The 21,847-nt window shown below is 60.1% G+C and carries 17 protein-coding genes; 11 read left to right on the top strand and 6 right to left on the bottom strand.

Features of this window, described 5'->3' with window-relative positions; genetic code table 11:
• Window positions 1–102: 102 nt before the first annotated feature.
• Genes BUE92_RS10755 through BUE92_RS10745 form a run of 3 tightly spaced genes read left to right on the top strand, consistent with a single transcriptional unit; the run spans window position 103 to window position 2,728 of the window.
• On the top strand, window positions 103–1,542 hold the full coding sequence (locus BUE92_RS10755) for a cytochrome ubiquinol oxidase subunit I (protein ID WP_073523610.1): 1,440 nt from the start codon (window positions 103–105) through the stop codon (window positions 1,540–1,542).
• Window position 1,543: 1 nt separating this feature from the next.
• Window positions 1,544–2,551 (top strand): cytochrome d ubiquinol oxidase subunit II, encoded by a 1,008-nt coding sequence (gene cydB / locus BUE92_RS10750; RefSeq protein ID WP_073523609.1) that lies wholly within the window; start codon window positions 1,544–1,546, stop codon window positions 2,549–2,551.
• Between the two features lie 12 nt (window positions 2,552–2,563).
• The gene (locus BUE92_RS10745; RefSeq protein WP_003194328.1) at window positions 2,564–2,728 is read left to right on the top strand and encodes a DUF2474 domain-containing protein; all 165 of its coding nucleotides are present in this window, start codon (window positions 2,564–2,566) and stop codon (window positions 2,726–2,728) included.
• Between the two features lie 120 nt (window positions 2,729–2,848).
• Here the strand turns inward: BUE92_RS10745 and BUE92_RS10735 are convergent, their stop codons facing one another.
• Window positions 2,849–3,973, bottom strand: a complete 1,125-nt coding sequence (locus BUE92_RS10735; RefSeq protein ID WP_073523607.1) for a methyltransferase — start codon at window positions 3,971–3,973, stop codon at window positions 2,849–2,851.
• A 140-nt stretch (window positions 3,974–4,113) separates the two neighbouring features.
• Entirely contained in the window at window positions 4,114–4,824 is a 711-nt protein-coding gene (locus BUE92_RS10730; protein WP_073523606.1) for a helix-turn-helix transcriptional regulator, read from the bottom strand.
• Between the two features lie 447 nt (window positions 4,825–5,271).
• On the opposite strand from BUE92_RS10730, the gene BUE92_RS10725 reads away from it, so the two are divergent.
• On the top strand, window positions 5,272–6,048 hold the full coding sequence (locus BUE92_RS10725) for a ferredoxin--NADP reductase (RefSeq protein WP_073523605.1): 777 nt from the start codon (window positions 5,272–5,274) through the stop codon (window positions 6,046–6,048).
• A 41-nt stretch (window positions 6,049–6,089) separates the two neighbouring features.
• Here the strand turns inward: BUE92_RS10725 and mscL are convergent, their stop codons facing one another.
• Window positions 6,090–6,506: a large-conductance mechanosensitive channel protein MscL gene (mscL, locus tag BUE92_RS10720; protein ID WP_073523604.1), complete on the bottom strand. Its 417-nt coding sequence runs from the start codon at window positions 6,504–6,506 to the stop codon at window positions 6,090–6,092.
• Between the two features lie 287 nt (window positions 6,507–6,793).
• Between mscL and katB the strand changes: the two genes are divergently transcribed.
• Genes katB through radA form a run of 3 tightly spaced genes read left to right on the top strand, consistent with a single transcriptional unit; the run spans window position 6,794 to window position 10,335 of the window.
• Window positions 6,794–8,335: a catalase KatB gene (katB, locus tag BUE92_RS10715; protein WP_073523603.1), complete on the top strand. Its 1,542-nt coding sequence runs from the start codon at window positions 6,794–6,796 to the stop codon at window positions 8,333–8,335.
• Between the two features lie 57 nt (window positions 8,336–8,392).
• Complete coding sequence (locus BUE92_RS10710; protein WP_073523601.1) at window positions 8,393–8,932, top strand: ankyrin repeat domain-containing protein; 540 nt, start codon at window positions 8,393–8,395, stop codon at window positions 8,930–8,932.
• A gap of 35 nt (window positions 8,933–8,967) precedes the next feature.
• Entirely contained in the window at window positions 8,968–10,335 is a 1,368-nt protein-coding gene (gene radA, locus BUE92_RS10705) for a DNA repair protein RadA (protein WP_046069598.1), read from the top strand.
• 112 nt (window positions 10,336–10,447) lie between these two features.
• On the opposite strand, the gene BUE92_RS10700 is transcribed toward radA, so the two are convergent.
• Entirely contained in the window at window positions 10,448–10,816 is a 369-nt protein-coding gene (locus tag BUE92_RS10700; protein WP_073523599.1) for a PilZ domain-containing protein, read from the bottom strand.
• A 174-nt stretch (window positions 10,817–10,990) separates the two neighbouring features.
• Here BUE92_RS10700 and BUE92_RS10695 point away from each other — a divergent pair, with 174 nt between their 5' ends.
• From BUE92_RS10695 to yjiA, 3 genes are all read left to right on the top strand, one after another.
• On the top strand, window positions 10,991–13,057 hold the full coding sequence (locus BUE92_RS10695; protein ID WP_073523597.1) for a carbon starvation CstA family protein: 2,067 nt from the start codon (window positions 10,991–10,993) through the stop codon (window positions 13,055–13,057).
• Between the two features lie 15 nt (window positions 13,058–13,072).
• Entirely contained in the window at window positions 13,073–13,270 is a 198-nt protein-coding gene (locus BUE92_RS10690) for a YbdD/YjiX family protein (RefSeq protein WP_003176208.1), read from the top strand.
• Window positions 13,271–13,421: 151 nt separating this feature from the next.
• The gene (gene yjiA / locus BUE92_RS10685) at window positions 13,422–14,381 is read left to right on the top strand and encodes a GTPase (protein ID WP_073523594.1); all 960 of its coding nucleotides are present in this window, start codon (window positions 13,422–13,424) and stop codon (window positions 14,379–14,381) included.
• A 126-nt stretch (window positions 14,382–14,507) separates the two neighbouring features.
• Here yjiA and glyA read toward each other — a convergent pair whose 3' ends face one another.
• Window positions 14,508–15,761 (bottom strand): serine hydroxymethyltransferase, encoded by a 1,254-nt coding sequence (glyA, locus tag BUE92_RS10680; protein ID WP_073523590.1) that lies wholly within the window; start codon window positions 15,759–15,761, stop codon window positions 14,508–14,510.
• 270 nt (window positions 15,762–16,031) lie between these two features.
• Complete coding sequence (locus tag BUE92_RS10675) at window positions 16,032–19,883, bottom strand: sensor domain-containing protein (RefSeq protein ID WP_073523587.1); 3,852 nt, start codon at window positions 19,881–19,883, stop codon at window positions 16,032–16,034.
• 285 nt (window positions 19,884–20,168) lie between these two features.
• Between BUE92_RS10675 and ettA the strand changes: the two genes are divergently transcribed.
• On the top strand, window positions 20,169–21,833 hold the full coding sequence (ettA, locus tag BUE92_RS10670; RefSeq protein WP_005791601.1) for an energy-dependent translational throttle protein EttA: 1,665 nt from the start codon (window positions 20,169–20,171) through the stop codon (window positions 21,831–21,833).
• The last annotated feature ends 14 nt before the right edge of the window (window positions 21,834–21,847 follow it).

The following is a 21,847-nucleotide window of genomic DNA, read 5'->3' as shown; positions in this document are numbered from 1 at the left end:
TAATAAAAGAAACGAATTGAAATTCGCCACACTCCATATCCGTGGGGGCAGTGGGTGCAGGCTCCCAGCCAGCAGCCGGTATTACCTGACAGAGGAAGACTTATGTTCGGTTTGGAGGCGCTAGATCTCGCCCGAATTCAATTCGCGTTCACCATCTCATTCCACATCCTGTTCCCGGCGATCACCATCGGCCTGGCCAGTTACCTCGCGGTACTGGAGGGCTTGTGGCTCAAGACCCACAACGACACCTACCGTGACCTCTACCATTTCTGGTCGAAGATCTTCGCCGTCAACTTCGGCATGGGCGTGGTGTCGGGCCTGGTCATGGCCTACCAGTTCGGTACCAACTGGAGCCGCTTCTCGGACTTCGCCGGTTCCGTCACCGGGCCGTTGCTGACGTACGAAGTGCTGACGGCCTTTTTCCTCGAGGCCGGTTTCCTTGGCGTGATGTTGTTCGGTTGGAACAAGGTGGGGCGCAAGCTGCACTTCTTCGCCACGGTGATGGTGGCCGTGGGTACGCTGATCTCCACGTTCTGGATCCTTGCCTCCAACAGCTGGATGCAGACGCCCCAGGGCTTTGAAATCATCGATGGCCGCGTGATACCGACCGATTGGCTGGCGGTAATCTTCAACCCGTCGTTCCCCTACCGCCTGATGCACATGTCCACGGCTGCGTTCGTGGCCACGGCGTTCTTCGTCGGCTCGTCGGCGGCCTGGCATTTGCTGCGCGGCAAGGACAACCCGGCGATCCGCAAAATGCTCTCGATGGCGATGTGGATGGCGCTGATCGTTGCGCCCATCCAGGCGGTGATCGGCGACTTCCACGGCCTCAATACCCTCAAGCACCAGCCGGCCAAGATCGCCGCGATTGAAGGCCACTGGGAAAATATCGGCAACGAGCCCACGCCGCTGATCCTGTTCGGCTGGCCGGACATGAAAGCCGAGAAAACCAAATACGCGGTCGAGATTCCGTACCTGGGCAGCCTGATCCTGACTCACTCGCTGGACAAGCAGGTGCCGGCGCTCAAAGAGTTCCCGCCTGAAGACCGCCCCAACTCGACCATTGTGTTCTGGTCGTTCCGGGTCATGGTCGGCCTGGGGTTCCTGATGATTTTCACCGGTCTGTTCAGCCTGTGGCTGCGCCGGGGCGACAAGATGTACACGTCCAAACCGTTCCTGTACCTGGCGCTGTGGATGGGCCCGTCTGGCCTGATTGCGATTCTTGCCGGTTGGTTCACCACCGAAATCGGTCGCCAGCCCTGGGTGGTCTACGGGTTGATGCGCACGGCGGATGCCTCCTCCGGGCATAGCCTGACGCAGATGACCATCACCCTGGTGTTGTTCGTAGTGGTGTACTTCGCGCTGTTCGGCGCGGGCCTGGGCTACATGATGCGCCTGGTGCGCAAAGGCCCCGTGACCCACGACAGTACCGAGCCCGCCCATGGTGGCCCCGGCCAGAAACGCACCCCGGCGCGTCCGTTGTCTGCTGCCGACGATGGCAGTGATAACGACCACGACCACATCCAGCACAAGGGGAATTGAGATGGGTATTGATCTTCCGCTGATCTGGGCCGTGATCATCATCTTCGGCATCATGATGTACGTGGTCATGGACGGCTTCGACCTGGGTATCGGCATTCTCTTCCCGTTTATTCCAGGCAAAGTCGACCGTGATGTGATGATGAACACCGTGGCGCCCGTATGGGACGGTAACGAAACCTGGCTGGTACTCGGTGGCGCGGCGTTGTTCGGCGCGTTCCCGCTGGCCTATTCGGTGGTGTTGTCGGCGCTGTACCTGCCGCTGATCCTGATGCTGATCGGCCTGATCTTCCGCGGCGTGGCCTTTGAGTTCCGCTTCAAGGCCAAGGACCACAAGCGTCACCTGTGGGACAAGGCGTTTATTGGCGGCTCGCTGGCGGCGACCTTCTTCCAGGGTGTTGCGTTGGGCGCCTTCATCGACGGTATTCCGGTGGTGGATCGCCAGTTCGCCGGCGGTTCACTGGACTGGCTCACACCCTTCACGATGTTCTGCGGCGTGGCGCTGATCGTGGCGTATGCCTTGCTCGGCTGCACCTGGTTGATCATGAAGACCGAAGGCAAGTTGCAGGAGCAGATGCACAACCTGGCGCGGCCTTTGGCGTTTGTGGTGTTGGCGGTGATCGGCATCGTCAGCATCTGGACGCCGCTGACCCACCCGGAAATCGCGTCGCGGTGGTTCTCCTTGCCGAACCTGTTCTGGTTCCTGCCGGTGCCGATCCTGGTGCTGGTCACCATGTACGGGCTGATCCGGGCTGTGGCACGTAATGCGCACTACACGCCGTTTTTGCTGACGCTTGTGCTGATCTTCCTCGGCTACAGCGGCCTGGGGATCAGCCTGTGGCCGAACATCATCCCGCCGTCCGTGTCGATCTGGGATGCCGCCGCGCCGCCGCAAAGCCAGGGCTTCATGCTGGTGGGCACGCTGTTCATCATCCCGTTCATCCTGGGCTACACCTTCTGGAGCTACTACGTGTTCCGCGGCAAGGTCACCCACGAAGACGGCTATCACTAGGAGGGTTGAAACATGTCCAAACCTTCGTTGCACGAGATTGAACAGGCCGAGAAGCAGCCGTTGTGGCGGCGCCTGGGGTGGCTGGCGATGATCTGGACCGGCAGCGTACTGGCCCTGTTCGTGGTGGCCAGCCTGATGCGCATGTTCATGAATGCGGCAGGCCTGAGCACCCACTGACACCAATGTAGGAGCGAGCTTGCTCGCGAAAAACGTCAACGATAACGCGGGGTGCCTGACGCCCCGCGGTGTTCTCAGGTTTTTCGCGAGCAAGCTCGCTCCTAAAAAAGCAGGGCTTTTTTATTTACGCGCCTTGAGGATGACGAACTTCGGCGTGGCCGCTACTTGCTCGACGCCACGGAACAGACGCGCCAGCTTGCTGTGGTAGCCCAGGTGACGATTCCCGACGATGTACAGGGCGCCGCCGATCACCAGCGCTTCGCGTGCCTGCTGGAACATGCGCCAGGCGAGGAAGTCGCCGACCACTTGTTGTTGGTGGAACGGCGGGTTGCACAGCACCACATCCAGCGATTGCGCCTCCTGGCCGGCCAGACCATCGCCGGCACGTAGGATGACGTCCCGTTCGCCCAGGGCGGCTTGCCAGTTTTCGGCGGCCGATTGCACCGCCATGTACGACTCATCCACCAAGGTATAGTGCGCGTCGGGGTTGTGCAGGGCGCTGGCAATCGCCAATACACCGTTGCCGCAGCCCAGGTCCGCCACGCGGGCACTGCCCAGGTTTTTTGGCAGGTGCGGCAGGAAGGCGCGGGTGCCGATGTCCAGGCCTTCGCGGCAAAAGACGTTGGCGTGGTTACGCAGTTCGATGACGGGCGCGTCCAGGGTGTAGCGGGTCGGGTAGGGCGAGACTGCAGCAGGGCGCGGCTCGATGCTAGCGATCAGCAGCCGCGCCTTTTTGACCGCCAATGAGGCGTGCATGGGCCCGATATAACGCTCCAGCAATTCGCCCGCAGCCCGTGGCAAATGCTTGACCATTGCGCCTGCGATCACCTCGGCGCCGGGCGCCAGTTGCCCTTGCAGGCGGATCAGTTGCTCTTCCAGCAACGCCAGGGTTTTCGGCACGCGGATCAGTACGCGATCGAACGGCCCGGTCGCGAGATGGCTGGCCGGTATGAAGGGCACGGCATCGAAGGCCTTGCCGTTGCGCACCAGGTTTTTTTCCAGGCCCTGGGCGGCGAGGAACGAATCGCCGCTGGAGGTTACCTGTACCTGGCCTTGAAGGCTGGCCGCCAGGGCGCCGAAGCTGTCATTGAGGACCAGCACGCGGGTGGCAGCAGTAAGCTGTTGCGCGGCGAGGTGGCTGAGCAGGTATTCGTCGGCGGCATCGAAGGCTTGCAGCGGATCATTGTGTTGCTCCGGCTGACGAATCAGGTCGAGCTGGGCGAAAGGGCTGTCAAGCAGGGGCATGGCTGGGCAAGGCTCTGGGTAATCGACGGACCTTCTGAGCGAACGGCGGGGCAACCGTGGAAAGCGCACCCTCAACACTCAGAATTGGCCGTAAATGTTACGTTTTTTTCAACGCGATGACATGCGGTGTTTTGCGTGGGCTAAAACAGCCCGGCTTTAGCGGCGCGCAGCACCGCCTGGATTTTGTTATGCACGCCCAGTTTCTTGAAGGTACTGCTGATATGAAAACCCACGGTGCGCTCGGACAGGCAAAGAATCGCGGCAATCTCGGAGGCAGTCTTGCCCATCGCGGACCATTTGAGGATTTCCGTTTCCCGGGCAGTCAATTTGCTGGGCGCTTTGATGTCGGGTGCGTCGGCGTACTTCTGCGCGACGACCGCATGCATCGCATGGCAAAGCCACAACACCTGGCCGGCTTTTTCGTAAAACTCTTCAGGGCTGACCTCGCCCTTGCTGCGAACCAGGGTCAGCATGCTGAATACACCCTGGAAATCATGCACGGCTTGGGTCCAGCCTAAATGCACCCCGAATGACTGGGCCAATTCCCACAGCTGGGGGGTATTGGCAAAGGTTTTTGGCTCCCAGAGAATGGGCAGTACCGAAGTTTTACAGTGGGTTACAACGGGGTCGACACCGAAGAAGTGCGCTTGTTTATAAATGCTAAGCCATTCGGTTGGATAGTTATTGAATAAAATGGGTTCTGTTTGGGCGTTTTGTGATTGGGCGCTCATGGTAAAGGAGCAATATTCGAACCCTAGTTCATAGGTGTGGTTTATCACCATCTCAAACACACTGGTGATTTCACTCTCGCCGTCCAGCTTGGGCAGCCGGGTATTATGCCAATTGACCATCGGTGACTCTCCATAGGTGTCTGTGTAACCTGGGTACGTCCTGATCCCCCAATGCAGCTCGAAAACAAGTGTAGGGCAAGTCCTATTACTGAGTCTGAAAAATATTTTACTTACAGGATTTGTTTAGTCGGCCGGTTTTGTACAAGGCTTGGAGCTTTGTATAAGAGCGCTTGGCAGATATCTTTTTTTCAATGCTTTTAACGTCTTGAAGGTAGTATCAAAGTGATGTCGCTGTAAGTGCCGTTTCATCTAGTGAGGTATTCGGGGCGCGTTAATAGCCAAATAATTAGTGCCAGTGTGGAGCCCATGGCTTACCTGTTGGACTGGTTAAAAAACGCGCAGGCCAGCCGCGTGAACCTTGAGCGATTGCAAAGCCAGTACCAATCATCAGTGTTTGCGCGGTCTGTTTTGAGGGACACTAACGGCCTGTGCAAAACGGAGCCCCCCATGACGGCCAGTGCTGAGAAATTTACCCGCCAGACCCTGCTCGATGTGCAATCGCTGACCCCCAGCCTGTTCACCCTGCGCACCACCCGCGATGCCGGTTTTCGTTTTACCGCCGGCCAGTTTGTGCGCCTGGGCGTTACCAAGGCGGATGGCAGCACCGTCTGGCGTGCCTATTCCATCGTGTCTTCGCCGTTTGACGAGCATCTGGATTTCTTTTCCATCGTGGTCCCCGGCGGTGAGTTCACCAGTGAACTGAGCCGCCTGAAGGCGGGCGATACCTTGCTGGTAGAGCGCCAGGCTACGGGTTTTCTGACCCTCAACCGCTTTGTCGACGGGCGCGACCTGTGGTTGCTGGGAACAGGTACGGGCGTCGCGCCGTTCCTGTCGATCCTGCAGGACTTCGAAGTCTGGGAAAAATTCGAGCGCATCATCCTGGTGTACAGCGCCCGAGAAGCCAAGGAACTGGCCTACCAGTCGCTGATCGACACACTGGGTGAGCGCGAGTATCTGGCCGACTACGCCCACAAGCTCACCTACATTCCCATCGTCACCCGCGAGCAGCACCCGGGCGCCTTGAACGGGCGTATTACAGCCCTGATCGAAAATGGCGAACTAGAGCGGGCCGCCGGTGTAGAGCTGACGGCGCAGGATTCGCGCGTACTGATTTGCGGCAACCCGCAGATGGTTGATGACACGCGCCAGTTGCTCAAGCAGCGGGACATGCAACTGAGCCTGAGCCGACGGCCTGGCCAGGTGGCGGTAGAAAATTATTGGTAGAAAAAAGGCGCCTTACGAGGCGCCTTTTTTGCAACCGCGGGTTAAAGCGGCTTGTTGTTCTGTGCCTTGAGCAGATCGCGGATCTCGCCCAACAGCACTTCTTCCTGGCTCGGCGTCGGCGGCAAGCTTGGCGCCACGGCCTCTTCGCGCTTCAGGCGGTTGATGGCCTTCACACCCATGAAGATCGCAAACGCGACGATCACGAAGTCGATGATGCTCTGGATGAACTTGCCGTAGGCCAGGACCACGGCCGGTACATCACCCTGCGCAGCCTTGAGCGTTATCGCCAGGTCGCCAAAGTCCACGCCACCGATCAGCAGGCCGATGGGAGGCATTATCACGTCGCCTACAAACGAGGAAACAATCTTGCCGAAGGCAGCACCGATGATGATACCGACGGCCATGTCGACTACATTACCTTTGACCGCGAAGGCCTTGAACTCACTGATCACGCCCATAGGTTATTCCTTGTTACAGTTGAGGAGGGTAGAGGTCAGTGTAATTCAGTCGAACACCGCTTGCTCGACACAACTGTTAACACTGTCGATTTTTATCGACACATCAAATCGCAAATAGTTTGCAAAGTGCCATCAATCGCGCGCGAAATACCGGCTATTTCAGCGGGTTACCAGACTTTTTTCTTAATCGGGCCTGTGGTGTTTTTCTATTTATCTTCTGACTCGCAGGTCACTAGCCTCTGGCAAGCACAACTGAATGTGCATTAAAAAAACCAGAGGAAACCTCGATGAACACTCCAATCAGCCGCAGGCCCGTGTCGGCGCGCCACGCGCTGGCACTGGTGACCGCCAGTCTGCTTTCCCTCTCCGTACAGGCCGCCAACCTGACCCGCGATAACGGGGCCAACGTCGGTGATAACCAGAACTCCCAGACCGCCGGTGCCAATGGCCCGGTGTTGCTGCAAGATGTGCAACTGATCCAGAAGCTGCAACGCTTCGACCGCGAACGCATCCCGGAGCGCGTGGTGCACGCACGCGGCACGGGCGCCCATGGCACCTTCACCGTGACTGACAACCTCAGCGACCTGACCAAGGCCAAGGTGTTCGCCGCCGGTGAAACCACGCCAGTGTTCGTACGCTTCTCGGCCGTGGTGCATGGCAACCACTCCCCGGAAACCCTGCGAGACCCACGAGGCTTCGCCACCAAGTTCTATACCGCTGAAGGTAACTGGGACCTGGTCGGTAATAACTTCCCCACGTTCTTTATTCGGGATGCCATCAAGTTCCCGGACATGGTCCATGCCTTTAAACCGGACCCACGCACTAACCTGGACGATGACTCGCGCCGTTTCGACTTCTTCTCCCATGTTCCAGAGTCCACTCGTACACTGACCGAGTTGTACTCGGACTCCGGCACCCCAGCCAGTTACCGTGAAATGGACGGTAATGGCGTACATGCCTACAAGTTGGTTAACGCCAAAGGCGAAGTGCACTACGTCAAGTTCCACTGGAAGAGCCTGCAGGGCATCAAGAACCTTGATCCCAAGCAAGTTACCGAGGTGCAGGGGCGTGACTACAGTCATATGACTAATGATCTGGTCACGCACATCAACAAAGGCGACTTCCCTAAGTGGGACTTGTATGTGCAGGTGCTCAAGCCTGAAGACCTGGCCAAGTTTGATTTCGACCCACTGGATGCCACCAAGATCTGGCCGAATGTGCCCGAGCGCAAAGTCGGGCAAATGGTGCTGAACCGCAACCCGGCCAATGTGTTCCAGGAAACCGAGCAAGTCGCGATGGCCCCGGCCAACCTGGTACCCGGTATCGAGCCGTCGGAAGACCGCTTGCTGCAGGGCCGCGTGTTCTCCTACGCCGATACGCAAATGTACCGCCTGGGCGCTAACGCCCTGCAACTGCCGATCAACGCTCCACGGGTCACCGTCAACAACGGCAACCAGGACGGCGCGATGAACTTTGGTAAGACCACCACAGGCGTCAACTACCAGCCAAGCCGCCTGTTGCCACGCGAAGAGCCACAAACCGCGCGCTACAGCCAGGCGACGCTGTCGGGCAGCACCCAGCAGGCCAAGATCCAGCGTGAGCAGAACTTCAAGCAGGCCGGTGACCTGTACCGTTCCTACACCAAGAAAGAGCGTGAGGACTTGATCAACAACTTCGGCGGCTCATTGGCCACCACCGATGACGAGAGCAAGCACATCATCCTGTCGTTCCTCTACAAGGCTGATCCGGAATACGGCACCGGCGTGGCCAAGGTCGCCAAGGGCGACCTGGCTCGCGTCAAGGCGCTGGCGGAAAAACTGACCGACTGATTCGTTGGTTGCGGTCGGCGCCTTCACGGGCGTCGACCTTTGGCAGGAGAACACCCTATGCGTATCTCTATCGGTTTACTGATGGCCATGCTGGCCTTTGCCGCTCATGCCGAGTCCCCCGGCCCGGTGGCGCTCAAGGCACAGTTGCAGGACTACTATTTCGACGCCGCCCGTCGTGGCGACCTCGACATGCTCAATACCTTCATAGAGTCCGGCTACGGCCTCAATGCCCAGGATGACAAGGGCTACACCGCATTGATCCTGGCTGCTTATCACGGCCAGGGCCCGTATGTGGAGCGTCTGCTCGATGCCGGCGCCGACGCCTGCGTGCAGGATAAGCGCGGCAACACGGCGTTGATGGGCGCCATCTTCAAAGGCGAGCTGAAGATCGCCCAGCGCCTGTTGGCCACCGACTGCAACCCTGACCAACGCAACGGCGCAGGGCAGACCGCCGCCATGTATGCCGGGCTGTTCAAGCGCGTCGAGTTGCTGAGGGCGCTGCAAGCCAAAGGCGCAGACCTGAACGCCGAGGACCCGGTCGGTAACAGTGCTTCACGTTTAGCCAAGGGCGAAATCCGGACCCCGGCGTCGCGCTGAGCTATCATCGCGGTTTTTCGGTTGGAGGTTCTCATATGGCAAAGGCCAAGCGCATGTACGGCTGCACAGAGTGCGGCGCGACCTTTCCCAAATGGGCGGGCCAGTGCTCCGAATGCGGGGCGTGGAACACCCTGACTGAAACCATGATCGAGAGTGGCGGTGCTGCGGCTCCCACCGGCCGTGCCGGCTGGACCGGGCAACAGGCGCAGATCAAGACCCTGGCCGAAGTCAGCGTCGAAGAGATCCCGCGCTTTTCCACCGCCTCCGGTGAATTGGACCGAGTATTGGGCGGTGGCCTGGTGGACGGCTCGGTGGTGCTGATCGGCGGTGACCCTGGCATCGGCAAGTCCACGATCCTGCTGCAGACCCTGTGCAGCATCGCCAGCCGCATGCCTGCGCTGTATGTCACCGGCGAAGAGTCCCAGCAGCAAGTGGCCATGCGCGCCCGGCGCCTGGGCTTGCCTCAGGACCAACTGCGGGTCATGACCGAAACCTGCATCGAAAGCATCATCGCCACGGCGCGCATCGAAAAGCCCAAGGTCATGGTCATTGACTCGATCCAGACGATTTTCACCGAACAACTGCAATCGGCACCCGGCGGCGTGTCCCAGGTGCGCGAAAGCGCGGCGCTGTTGGTGCGTTACGCCAAGCAGAGCGGCACGGCGATCTTCCTGGTCGGCCACGTGACCAAGGAGGGCGCACTGGCCGGGCCACGGGTGTTGGAACACATGGTCGACACTGTGTTGTATTTCGAAGGGGAATCCGACGGTCGCCTGCGCCTGCTGCGAGCGGTGAAGAACCGTTTTGGTGCGGTCAACGAACTGGGTGTGTTCGCCATGACCGACCGGGGGCTGAAAGAAGTCTCTAACCCCTCGGCGATTTTTCTCACCCGCGCTCAGGAAGAAGTCCCGGGCAGTGTGGTGATGGCCACGTGGGAAGGCACCCGGCCGATGCTGGTGGAAGTCCAGGCGCTGGTGGATGACAGCCATCTGGCCAACCCACGGCGGGTCACGCTGGGCCTGGACCAGAACCGCCTGGCGATGTTGCTGGCGGTTCTGCACCGGCATGGCGGCATTCCGACCCACGACCAGGACGTGTTCCTCAACGTGGTGGGCGGGGTCAAGGTGCTGGAGACCGCGTCCGACCTGGCGTTGATGGCGGCGGTGATGTCCAGTCTGCGCAATCGGCCGTTGCCCCATGACCTGCTGGTGTTTGGCGAGGTGGGTTTGTCGGGCGAAGTGCGCCCGGTGCCGAGTGGGCAGGAGCGCTTGAAGGAAGCGGCCAAGCATGGCTTCAAACGGGCGATTGTGCCCAAGGGCAACGCGCCGAAGGAAATGCCCCAAGGCTTGCAGGTGATCGGCGTTACCCGTCTGGAACAAGCCTTGGATGCGCTGTTCGAATAACCCCTGTGGGAGCTGGCTTGCCTGCGATAGCGGCGGGTCAGCTTACCCATCCTTGCCTGAGACACCGTCATCGCAGGCAAGCCAGCTCCCACATTTTGATTGATGTGGGTTTTCAGATCTCCAGCAGGGCGCCCAACTCGCGCTCCAGCTCTTGCTTATCACCCAGGTTCAACTCAACAAACCGACGCAAATGGCTGATCGAATCCAGATCAATGTGTTTGCACACAAAGCCCAATTGACCATGATCTTCATGGGTCAGCCGTGCTTGCATCTTTATATGCGTCTTCTGGTCCAGGCGTATGTCGACGTCAAAGGGCAGTGCTTTATTCCCCTTCCAGGCTTCAGGCCGTGCCACCAGCAAACCCTTGAGTGACAGATCCACCAGTTTCACCGGCCATTCGCTGCCGTTTTGCCGAAGTTCGGCCGTGGCATCAAAGGCGATCCGGCGAAAACGGCGACGTTCAGACGCATGCTCGGTCATGGTAAAGCCCTCTGTGAATGGGAGGAGTGTAGCCCGGGGCCATCAAGGGGCGTTTATTTCGGCTTTTTTTAACGGTTGAAGGCTCTAGACCAACGTAGGGGGCTGGTCTTTAAGGCCAGTAGCGCTAAACTCGGGCTGGCTGTCCTTTCTGTCCACCCTGGCTGGAATATAAAAATGAAAAATAATAATAGCCTGCTACGCCACTTACCCTGGCTGGTGCTGGCAATTGTAGGAGCGTGCGCCCTGGGCGTAGTGGCCTTGCGCCGCGGCGAGGCGATCAACGCCTTGTGGATTGTGGTCGCTGCTGTGGCCATCTACCTGGTTGCATACCGTTACTACAGTCTGTTCATCGCCAACAACGTGATGCAACTCGATCCACGGCGGGCAACCCCTGCGGTGGTCAACAACGATGGTCTGGACTATGTGCCGACCAACAAACACATTCTTTTCGGTCACCACTTTGCGGCGATTGCCGGTGCAGGCCCGTTGGTCGGCCCGGTGCTGGCGGCGCAAATGGGCTATCTGCCCGGTACCCTCTGGCTGATTGCCGGGGTGGTGCTGGCCGGTGCAGTGCAAGACTTCATGGTCCTGTTCCTGTCCACCCGTCGCAACGGCCGTTCCCTGGGGGACATGGTTCGCGAAGAGATGGGCCGTATTCCCGGGACCATCGCGCTGTTCGGCTGCTTCCTGATCATGATCATCATCCTCGCGGTGCTGGCGCTGATCGTGGTCAAGGCCCTGGCCGAGAGCCCATGGGGCATCTTCACGGTGATGGCGACCATCCCGATCGCGATGTTCATGGGCATCTACATGCGCTACATCCGCCCGGGCCGCATCGGTGAAATCTCGATCATCGGCGTGCTGTTGCTGCTCGGTTCGATCTGGCTGGGCGGGCAGATTGCCGCTGATCCGGTGTGGGCCAAGGCGTTCACCTTTACGGGCGTGCAGATCACCTGGATGCTGATCGGCTACGGCTTCGTTGCCGCGGTACTGCCGGTGTGGCTGATCCTGGCGCCCCGTGACTACCTGTCGACGTTCCTGAAAATCGGCACCATCATCGCCTTGGCAATTGGCATCCTGGTCACCATGCCTGACTTGAAAATGCCAGCGCTGACCCAGTTCATCGACGGCACCGGCCCGGTGTGGAAGGGCGGCCTGTTCCCGTTCCTGTTCATCACCATTGCCTGTGGCGCGGTCTCGGGCTTCCATGCGCTGATCTCTTCGGGCACCACGCCCAAGTTGCTGGCCAGTGAAAGCCATGCCCGTTACATCGGTTACGGCGGCATGCTGATGGAGTCGTTCGTGGCCATCATGGCGATGGTTGCCGCCTCGGTGATCGAGCCTGGCGTGTACTTCGCCATGAACAGCCCGGCGGCGATTGTCGGTACCGACGTGGTCACCGTGGCGCAGACGGTCAGCAGTTGGGGCTTTGCCATTACGCCTGAGGCGCTCTCTGCCGTGGCCCACGATATCGGCGAAACCACCATCCTGGCGCGTGCCGGCGGTGCGCCGACCCTGGCGGTAGGTATCGCACAGATCCTGCACAGTGTGCTGCCAGGTGAAAACACCATGGCGTTCTGGTACCACTTTGCGATCCTGTTCGAAGCGCTGTTCATCCTTACGGCAGTGGATGCCGGTACCCGCGCCGGTCGCTTCATGCTGCAAGACCTGCTCGGTTCCTTCGTGCCTGCGCTCAAACGCACCGAGTCGTGGACTGCCAACCTGATTGCTACCGCAGGCTGCGTGGCGATGTGGGGTTACTTGCTGTACCAGGGCGTGATCGACCCGCTGGGTGGCATCAATACCTTGTGGCCGCTGTTCGGTATCTCCAACCAGATGCTGGCGGGTATCGCGCTGATGCTGGCGACCGTTGTGCTGATCAAAATGAAGCGCCAGCGCTACATCTGGGTGACCATGTTGCCGGCTGTCTGGCTGCTGATCTGCACCACCACCGCAGGCTTCATCAAGCTGTTCGACGCCAACCCGGCGATCGGCTTCCTGTCGCTGGCCAAGAAATACAGCGATGCCCTGGCCAACGGCCAGATCCTGGCTCCGGCCAAGAGCATCGACCAGATGCAGCACGTGATCTGGAACGCCTACACCAATGCAACGCTGACGGCGCTGTTCCTGTTCGTGGTGTTCAGCATCCTGTTCTATGCGCTCAAAGTCGGCGTCGCCGCCTGGGGCAATAAAGAGCGTACGGATAAAGAAGCCCCGTTCCAGGCTGTACCGGACGCGTAAACGAGGATTGCAAGCATGTTCAATGACATCAGTCGCCTCGGTAAATACCTCGGTCAGGCCGCCCGCCTGATGGTCGGCATGCCCGACTACGACACCTACGTCGAGCATATGCAAACCAAACACCCGGACAAGCCGATGATGGACTACAAGGCGTTCTTCCGGGAACGCCAGGAAGCCCGTTACGGCGGCAAGGGTGGGCCCAAGTGCTGCTAGCTCGATAACTTGGGCACGCAGTGATCCCCTGTGGGAGCGGGCTTGCTCGCGAAGGCGGTCGGTCAGTGGATGCATGTGCTGACTGACACGCCGCCTTCGCGAGCAAGCCCGCTCCCACATTTGTTTCTGTGTTTCTTCAAGGAGAATCTCTTTGTCCTCTCCCATCCCCGTCACCATCCTCAGCGGTTTCCTCGGTGCCGGCAAGACCACCTTGCTGCGCCACCTGCTCAAGGCCGAGCACGGCCTTAAAATCGCCGTGATCGAGAACGAATTCAGTGATGCCGGTATCGACACCCAGCTCTTGGGCGACGAGCCGGTGCAAGTGATGACCTTGTCCAACGGCTGCGTGTGCTGCACCATCCACACCGACCTGACAAAAGCCCTGTACCTGCTGCTGGAACGCCTGGACAGCGGCGAGATTGCCTTCGACCGACTGGTGATCGAATGCACCGGCCTGGCCGACCCCGCGCCGGTGGCCCAGACCTTTTTCATCGACGAAGAACTGCGCGAGCGCTATATCCTCGACGGCATCATCACCCTGGTGGATGCGGCCCACGCCGAGCATCACCTCACCCAGACCATCGCCCAGGCCCAGATCGGCTTTGCCGACCGCCTGTTGGTGAGCAAGCGCGACCTGGTGGACGACGCCAGCTTCGACGCCCTCAGCCAGCGCCTCACCCGCATCAACCGTCGTGCGCCGATTCGCGTAGTGGACCACGGCAAGATCGACCTGGCCGAGTTGCTGGATGTGCGCGGCTTCAATCTCAACGCCGGCATGAGCCTGCGCCCGGTCAGTGCAGCGCCTTCGGTCGACCGTATTTCCAGCCTGGTGCTGCGCACCGACCAGCCGCTGGATATCGACCGTCTCAGCGAGTTCATGAACGAACTGCTGGAAGACCATGGCAAGCAACTGTTGCGTTACAAAGGCGTGTTGAACATTGCCGGGGAGGATCGACGCATGGTGTTCCAGGGCGTGCTGAAGCTCTACGGCTTCGACTGGGATACCGAATGGGCCGAAGGCGAAGTGCGCGAGAGTGTGATTGTGTTTATTGCCGATGAGTTGCCGGAAGACAAGATCCGCCAAGGCTTTGAGCGGGTCTACCAGGCATAAAAAAGCCCACTTGTAGGAGCGAGCTTGCTCGCGAAGAACTCACAGGCAACGCGTGCACCCAGGATGCACGCGTTATCGTTGACGTTTTTCGCGAGCAAGCTCGCTCCTACAGTGGGCTTCTTTGTATTACGCGCCGTATACCGGCAGCTTCTTGCAGATGGCCTTGACCTTCTCACGTACCGCGTCGATCACGGCTTCGTTGGAAAGGTCCGCCAGGATGTCGCAGATCCAGCCCGCCAGTTCCTTGCACTCGGCTTCCTTGAAGCCACGGGTGGTCACTGCCGGGGTGCCGAAGCGCAGGCCGGAGGTGACGAACGGCGAACGTGGGTCGTTCGGCACGGAGTTCTTGTTCACGGTGATGAAGGCTTTGCCCAGGGCAGCGTCAGCATCTTTACCGGAAATGTCCTGCTTGATCAGCGACAGCAGGAACAGGTGGTTTTCGGTACCGCCGGACACCACGTCAAAACCGCGCTCGATGAACACGCTGGCCATGGTCTTGGCGTTCTTGACCACTTGTTGCTGGTAGGTCTTGAACTCAGGCTGCAGTGCTTCCTTGAAGCAGATCGCCTTGGCCGCGATCACGTGCTCCAGCGGGCCGCCTTGGGCGCCCGGGAAAACGGCGGAGTTGAGCTTCTTTTCGATCTCGGCGTTGGCACGCGCCAGGATCAGGCCGCCACGTGGACCGCGCAGGGTCTTGTGGGTAGTGGTGGTGACCACGTCAGCGTAAGGCACCGGGTTCGGGTAAACGCCCGCAGCCACCAGACCGGCCACGTGGGCCATGTCGACGAACAGGTAGGCACCGACCTTGTCGGCGATTTCACGGAAGCGTGGGAAGTCCAGGATCTGCGAGTAGGCAGAGAAACCGGCCACGATCATTTTTGGCTTGTGCTCAACCGCCAGGCGCTCGACTTCGTCGTAGTCGATCAGGCCGTTGGCATCGATACCGTACTGAACGGCGTTGTACAGCTTGCCGGAGGAGGAAACTGTGGCGCCGTGGGTCAGGTGACCGCCGTGGGCCAGGCTCATGCCCAGGATGGTGTCGCCGCCTTGCAGCAGGGCCAGGTACACGGCGCTGTTGGCCTGGGAACCGGCGTGTGGCTGGACGTTGGCGTAATCGGCGCCGAACAGTTCTTTTGCACGGTCGATGGCCAACTGCTCAACCACGTCGACGTACTCGCAACCACCGTAGTAGCGCTTGCCTGGGTAGCCTTCGGCGTACTTGTTGGTCAGAACCGAACCTTGAGCCTCCATCACCGCAGGGCTGGTGTAGTTTTCCGAAGCGATCAGCTCAATGTGCTCTTCCTGGCGCACGGCTTCTTGCTCCATGGCGGCGAAGAGATCGGCGTCGTACTTGGCAATAGTCAAATCACGGCTGAACATGGCGGTCCTCAAGGATCGGGGGCAGAAAAGGAGGGCATTCTAACCCAATGGGTTTTAGATGGCATATGAAAGGACATCATGTCGCGGACAAGTGGGGCTCATCTGGGGATGGGCGGTGTCGGTACTGGCCCCATCGCCTTCTTCTGTAGGAGCGAGCTTGCTCGCGAAAAACGTCAACGATAACGCGTGCATCCTGAATGAACGCGGCGCCTGTGAGTTTTTCGCGAGCAAGCTCGCTCCTACAAAAAAACCTAAGCCCCGCCACAGCTTTCAGTCAAACATGAACAGCGCATCATTACTGAACTGCACTTCAAACCGATTCGCCGGCATCGGCCGCCCGAACAGGTAACCCTGCACCTCATCACAGCCATGCTCACGCAGGAAGTCCAGTTGCTCATGGGTTTCCACGCCTTCGGCGATCACCGCCAGGTTCAGGCTGTGGGCCATGGCAATAATCGCCCGGGCAATCTGTGCGTCCTGCTCACCCGAGGGCAGGCCGTCGACGAAGGTGCGGTCGATTTTCAGCACGTCGATGGGGAATTGCTTGAGGTAGTTGAGCGACGAATAGCCGGTGCCGAAGTCATCCACCGCGATGCTCAGGCCCAGGTTTTTCAGGCTGGCGAGGATCTGCAGGGCTTCGTTGACTTCACGCATCAGGATGCTTTCGGTCAGTTCCAGCTCCAGGCACGCCGGCGGCAGGCCGGTGTCCTTGAGGATGGTGGCGATGCGCGTGCCCAACTGGCCGTCCGAGAACTGCCGCGCCGAGATGTTCACTGATACTTTCGGCACGCGCACCTTGTTCTGGTGCCAGGTCTTGAGCTGGCGGCAGGCTTCGCCGATCACCCAGTCGCCCACGTCCACCACCAACCCGAGCTCTTCCAGCACCGGGATAAAGTCCCCGGGCGGCACCAGGCCACGGCGCGGGTGGCGCCAGCGCAGCAGGGCTTCGGCGCCGGTCAGGCGTTTGCCGTCGCCGCTGAATTGCGGCTGGTAATAGAGCACGAATTCGTTCTGGTCCAAGGCGTGGCGCAGGTCGCTTTCCAGCTCCAGGCGCTCCAGGGCACTGGCGTTCATGTCGGCCTGGTAGAACTGGAAGTTGTTCTTGCCGCGTTCTTTAGCGTGATACATGGCCGTGTCGGCGTTTTTCATCAACTGGCTCAGTTCGCTGCCGTCTTGCGGGCTCAGGGCGATGCCGATACTGGCGGTCACGAAGAACTCGCGGCCTTCCAGCACAAAGGGTTTGACCAGGCTGGCGAGGATCTGCTCGGCCACATGGATCGCACGGTTGAGCGCCATATCGCGGCTGACCCGTGGTTGCAGGAGCAAGGTGAATTCGTCGCCGCCCATGCGCGCCACGGTGTCGTCCTCGGCCACACAGCCGAGCAGGCGCGTGGCCATTTCCTTGAGCATACGGTCGCCGGCCGCGTGGCCGAGGGAGTCGTTGATCGGCTTGAAGCGGTCAAGGTCGAGGAACATCAGCACCACCCAGGATTTCTGCCGTTCGGCGGACTGCAAGGCGGTGTGCAGGCGGTCCTGGAACAGGGTGCGGTTGGGCAGGTGGGTCAGGGCGTCGTAGTAGGCCAGGCGGTGGATGCGCTGCTCACTGGCTTTGCGCTCGCTGATATCGCTGAAGAAACACACGTAGCTGGCCAGGTCGCCTTCATCGTCGAACACTGCGGTAATGCCGACCCAGGCCGGGTAATGCTCGCCATTGCGGCGCTTGAGCCACACTTCACCTTCCCAGGTGCTGTGCTGGTGCAGTTGCTTGAGCACATAACGCAGATGGGCTTCCTGCTGCTCATCGACGGTGAGCATGTTCGGCAACTGGTCGAGCACATCCGCCACTTCATAGCCGCTGACCCGGCTGAACGCCTCGTTGGCCTGCACGATATAGCCGGCCGGGTCGGTGATCAGGATCGCCGAGGTGGAATGTTCGAATACCGTGGCCGCCATGCGCAGGTCTTTTTCGGCGCGGCGTTGCTGGCTGATATCGCGGCCCACGCCGAGGATGCCTTCAAACCCGCCATGTTCATCCCACACCAGCACCAGGCGCAGCTCTATCGGCACTTTGCGCCCGTCGGCGCGCAGGCAGTCGAACAGAAACAGTTGGGTCTGGACTTCATCGCGCAAGGTGTTCAAGGCGTCGGGGTTGCCGAGGGCGCGGCTGACCTGTTCCATCAGGTTGTAAATGCCGGTCAACTGCTGAGGGTTGGCAACGATCGACTGCCAGCCGTTCTTGAACACCCAGTCCACGTCATAGCCCAGGACGGTGTTGACCGAGGGGCTGATGTAGTTGAGGGCCAGTTGGCTGTCGGTGGAGCAGATCACGTCGCTGATGCTTTCGGCCAGCATCCGGTAGCGCTGTTCACTGTCGCGTAGCGATTCGCTGGCCTCGATCTGGTCGGTAATGTCCTTGGCCACGCCGATGATCCGGGTGACCACCGTAGACGTATCGCGGGCCAGGGCCTGCTCGCGGATATCGAAGCGGCGCCACTGGTTATTGCGGTGGCGAAAGCGCAGTTGGCAGTGCAGTTGGGTCGTGTAGCCGACCTGGCGTTGCTGTTCGCGCGAGTCATGGTAGTGCTCGGCGTCTTCGGGGTGCAGCAGGATTTCCCAGAAGTACTCACCCATTTGCTGCAGTTCGGCTTTGTTGTAGCCCAGGGTGTGGCCCAGATGGTGGTTGCTGAAAATCATGCGCTGGCTGATCACGTCCTGCACATACAGGTGATCGGGCACGGTGCGCACCACATCCGACCAGAAGCTTTCACGCTCCACCAGCGACAACTCGATCAGCTTGCGGCTGGTGATGTCGCTGATGCTGAGAATCACGGCCTTGACGTCATCCTGCTGCTCCGGCAAACGCATCACCAGCCACAGGTACTGTTCGTTGCCGGCGACGTCGTTGAGCTGGATTTCCAGCTCCAGCTGTTTTTGCCGGGTCAGTACGGCCTCCAGCACCTGATAGCCGATGGACGTGGTATTGCGCGGGCAATCATCGATCAGCCGCTCCCAGGCTTGCTCGCAGGACGCGACGTTCAGCAGGCGCACCGCCATCTGGTTGACCTCGGTGACGCGCAACTCCTTGAGCAGTTGCTTGCGCTCCGTGGGGTTGGCCTGTAACCAGGCGTGCAACTGCTCGCGGCTTTGCACCTGGGTCTTGTTGCAAAACGCCTTGAGCCCCGACAGGTCCAGCACGCACAAGGCCACGCCCGTGCCTTCGAAGATGTCCTGGTAGCGTCGCCGGCCTTCATTTACTTGGCGTTGGCGGCGGCGCATGTTGAGCAGCACGATCACCGGGATCAGCGAAAACGCCAGGCCGAGCAGGCACTTGCCGATAAAGGCCGGCAGCAGTTGTTCCAGCACCGCACTGCGGTCAAACATGCCGCGCAGTTGCCAATCGCTTTTGCTCAAGGGCGTTACCAGCACGCTGTGGTTCAATTCTTCCGGCGTCAGGGCGCCGGACCACTGCGCCGGCATCCCGCTGTCACGGCTGACCACGCGATGGTTCAGGCTGTTCTCGATCGCCCACATCGGGCGCTGGCCCTGGACATCCTGGCGTGTGAGGTTGACCAGATAATTGGGCGCCAGGCGCAGGGCCCAGTACACCTTGGAGCCACCGCTGGGTTGGTGCAGCAACAGGTAGATGACCGTGCCGTCATTGTCGTTGCTCAGGTAGTAGGACTGGGCGTGACTGCGCTTGACCAGGTCTTCGAGCAGGGCACTGTCTTGGCTGCCTTCGGCAGTGTCGCTGATCAGTGCGCCGCTGGGGGCGAGCAGGGCGAAGCTGCGCAGGTCCGGCAACGAGCGCTGCAAGGTGCGCATCAGGGCCTGCTGCTGTTCGGCATTGCGCGGCGGCTCGACAATCGGCAACAGGTTCAGGGCGATCTGCGCGCTCAGGGCCATATTCTGGCTGATCTGCTCGGCCAGGTCGGCGCTGTAGTCGATGGTGTATTGCTGTTGGTTTTTCTGGTTTTGCTGCAATTGGTCAAGCAACTGCCAGAACAATAAGGCGAGCAACAGCAGGACAAGCGTCGCCAACGCGCCTTTCAAGGTGCCGTGCAGGGGCGCTCCCGGCGCAATATGAGCGGCGCGCAAGGGCGTGGGCGGCGTGACGTTGGACAAACTGTGATCCTGCGGTTTGGCTGGACTGGCGCGCGACGTGCACTATAAGCCGGACGCCCGAAGGGCGGCTAGCATGCCTTGAGTTGTGGCAAAGTGCCAGTCCTGCTTGGCTGGACTGCCCCAGCGCATTCAGGTAGCTTTGCCGGTTACGCGGGGGCGTTCCAGCCCCAGATATTCAGGCTTTTTTTGCTCGCTGGCATTGATGATAGTCAAAGGCCCGCGCGGCGCATGGCCTGGCACGGGCTTCGTCCGCTTAATTCATCAGTCACTGACGCTAGGTTCACCATGGCTCAATACGTCTTCACCATGCATCGGCTGGGAAAAGTTGTTCCGCCGAAGCGGGAAATCCTGAAAAACATTTCGCTGTCCTTCTTCCCTGGCGCCAAGATCGGCGTGCTCGGCCTCAACGGTTCGGGTAAGTCCACCCTGCTGAAAATCATGGCGGGCGTCGACACCGAGTTCGAAGGCGAAGCCCGTCCGATGCCGGACCTGAACATCGGCTACCTGCCGCAAGAGCCGATCCTGGACCCGACCAAGACCGTGCGTGAAGTGGTCGAAGAGGCCGTCAGCGTGATCAAGGACGCCCAGGCCCGCCTCGATGAGGTGTACGCCGCCTACGCCGAACCGGATGCCGACTTCGACAAACTGGCCGCCGAACAGGCCAAGCTCGAAGCGATCCTGCAGGCCGGCGATGGCCACAACCTGGAGCGCCAACTGGAAGTCGCCGCCGATGCGCTGCGCCTGCCAGCCTGGGACGCCAAGGTCGAGCACCTGTCCGGTGGTGAGAAGCGCCGTGTGGCCCTGTGCCGCCTGCTGCTGTCGGCCCCTGACATGCTGCTGCTCGACGAACCGACCAACCACCTGGACGCCGATTCCGTCGCCTGGCTGGAGCATTTCCTCCACGATTTCCCAGGCACCGTGGTTGCGATCACGCACGACCGTTACTTCCTGGACAACGTTGCCGGCTGGATCCTCGAGCTCGACCGCGGCGCTGGTATCCCTTACGAGGGCAACTACTCCGGTTGGCTGGAAGCCAAGTCCGACCGTCTGGCCGCCGAATCCAAGCAGCAATCGGCCCACGAAAAAGCCATGAAGGAAGAACTGGAATGGGTGCGCAAAGGCGCCAAGGCTCGCCAGTCCAAATCCAAGGCTCGTCTGCAACGCTTTGAAGAAATGCAGTCGCAGGAATTCCAGAAGCGCAGCGAGACCAACGAGATCTACATCCCGGCCGGCCCGCGCCTGGGTGACAAGGTCATCGAGTTCAAGAACGTATCCAAGGGTTATGGCGACCGCGTGCTGATCGACAACCTGTCGTTTTCCATGCCAAAAGGCGCGATCGTCGGCGTTATCGGTGGTAACGGTGCGGGTAAATCCACACTGTTCCGCATGCTGATGGGCAAGGAAACTCCGGATTCGGGCAGCATCGAGATCGGCGACACCGTGCAACTGGCCTGTGTGGACCAGAGCCGCGACGACCTTGACGGCAGCAAGACCGTGTTCCAGCAGATCTCCGACGGTTCCGACCAGATCCGTATCGGCAACTATGAAATCCCGTCGCGCACCTACGTCGGTCGTTTCAACTTCAAGGGTGGCGATCAGCAGAAGTTCGTCAAGGACCTGTCCGGCGGTGAGCGCGGTCGCTTGCACCTGGCCCTGACCCTCAAAGAGGGCGGCAACGTCCTGCTGCTCGACGAACCGTCCAACGACCTCGACGTTGAAACCCTGCGTTCCCTGGAAGAAGCCCTGCTGGACTTCCCGGGCGCCGCCATTGTGATCTCTCACGATCGGTGGTTCCTTGACCGCGTCGCGACCCACATCCTGGCGTACGAAGATGACTCCCAGGCGGTGTTCTTCGAAGGTAACTACACCGAGTACGAAGCCGACCGTAAGAAGCGTTTGGGTGAGGCCGCTGCCCAGCCGCACCGTGTGCGTCACAAAAAGCTGGCCTGATGCTGCAATAGCCT

It is taken from the genome of Pseudomonas fluorescens (assembly GCF_001902145.1).
Lineage (GTDB): Bacteria > Pseudomonadota > Gammaproteobacteria > Pseudomonadales > Pseudomonadaceae > Aquipseudomonas > Aquipseudomonas fluorescens_BV.
This window is presented reverse-complemented; position numbering and strand designations above follow the sequence as displayed.

Coding starts and splice junctions, on each gene's coding strand:
- BUE92_RS10755 (WP_073523610.1), top strand. CDS start 103: ATGTTCGGTTTGGAGGCGCTAGATCTCGCCCGAATTCAATTCGCGTTC.
- cydB (WP_073523609.1), top strand. CDS start 1,544: ATGGGTATTGATCTTCCGCTGATCTGGGCCGTGATCATCATCTTCGGC.
- BUE92_RS10745 (WP_003194328.1), top strand. CDS start 2,564: ATGTCCAAACCTTCGTTGCACGAGATTGAACAGGCCGAGAAGCAGCCG.
- BUE92_RS10735 (WP_073523607.1), bottom strand. CDS start 3,973: ATGCCCCTGCTTGACAGCCCTTTCGCCCAGCTCGACCTGATTCGTCAG.
- BUE92_RS10730 (WP_073523606.1), bottom strand. CDS start 4,824: ATGGTCAATTGGCATAATACCCGGCTGCCCAAGCTGGACGGCGAGAGT.
- BUE92_RS10725 (WP_073523605.1), top strand. CDS start 5,272: ATGACGGCCAGTGCTGAGAAATTTACCCGCCAGACCCTGCTCGATGTG.
- mscL (WP_073523604.1), bottom strand. CDS start 6,506: ATGGGCGTGATCAGTGAGTTCAAGGCCTTCGCGGTCAAAGGTAATGTA.
- katB (WP_073523603.1), top strand. CDS start 6,794: ATGAACACTCCAATCAGCCGCAGGCCCGTGTCGGCGCGCCACGCGCTG.
- BUE92_RS10710 (WP_073523601.1), top strand. CDS start 8,393: ATGCGTATCTCTATCGGTTTACTGATGGCCATGCTGGCCTTTGCCGCT.
- radA (WP_046069598.1), top strand. CDS start 8,968: ATGGCAAAGGCCAAGCGCATGTACGGCTGCACAGAGTGCGGCGCGACC.
- BUE92_RS10700 (WP_073523599.1), bottom strand. CDS start 10,816: ATGACCGAGCATGCGTCTGAACGTCGCCGTTTTCGCCGGATCGCCTTT.
- BUE92_RS10695 (WP_073523597.1), top strand. CDS start 10,991: ATGAAAAATAATAATAGCCTGCTACGCCACTTACCCTGGCTGGTGCTG.
- BUE92_RS10690 (WP_003176208.1), top strand. CDS start 13,073: ATGTTCAATGACATCAGTCGCCTCGGTAAATACCTCGGTCAGGCCGCC.
- glyA (WP_073523590.1), bottom strand. CDS start 15,761: ATGTTCAGCCGTGATTTGACTATTGCCAAGTACGACGCCGATCTCTTC.
- ettA (WP_005791601.1), top strand. CDS start 20,169: ATGGCTCAATACGTCTTCACCATGCATCGGCTGGGAAAAGTTGTTCCG.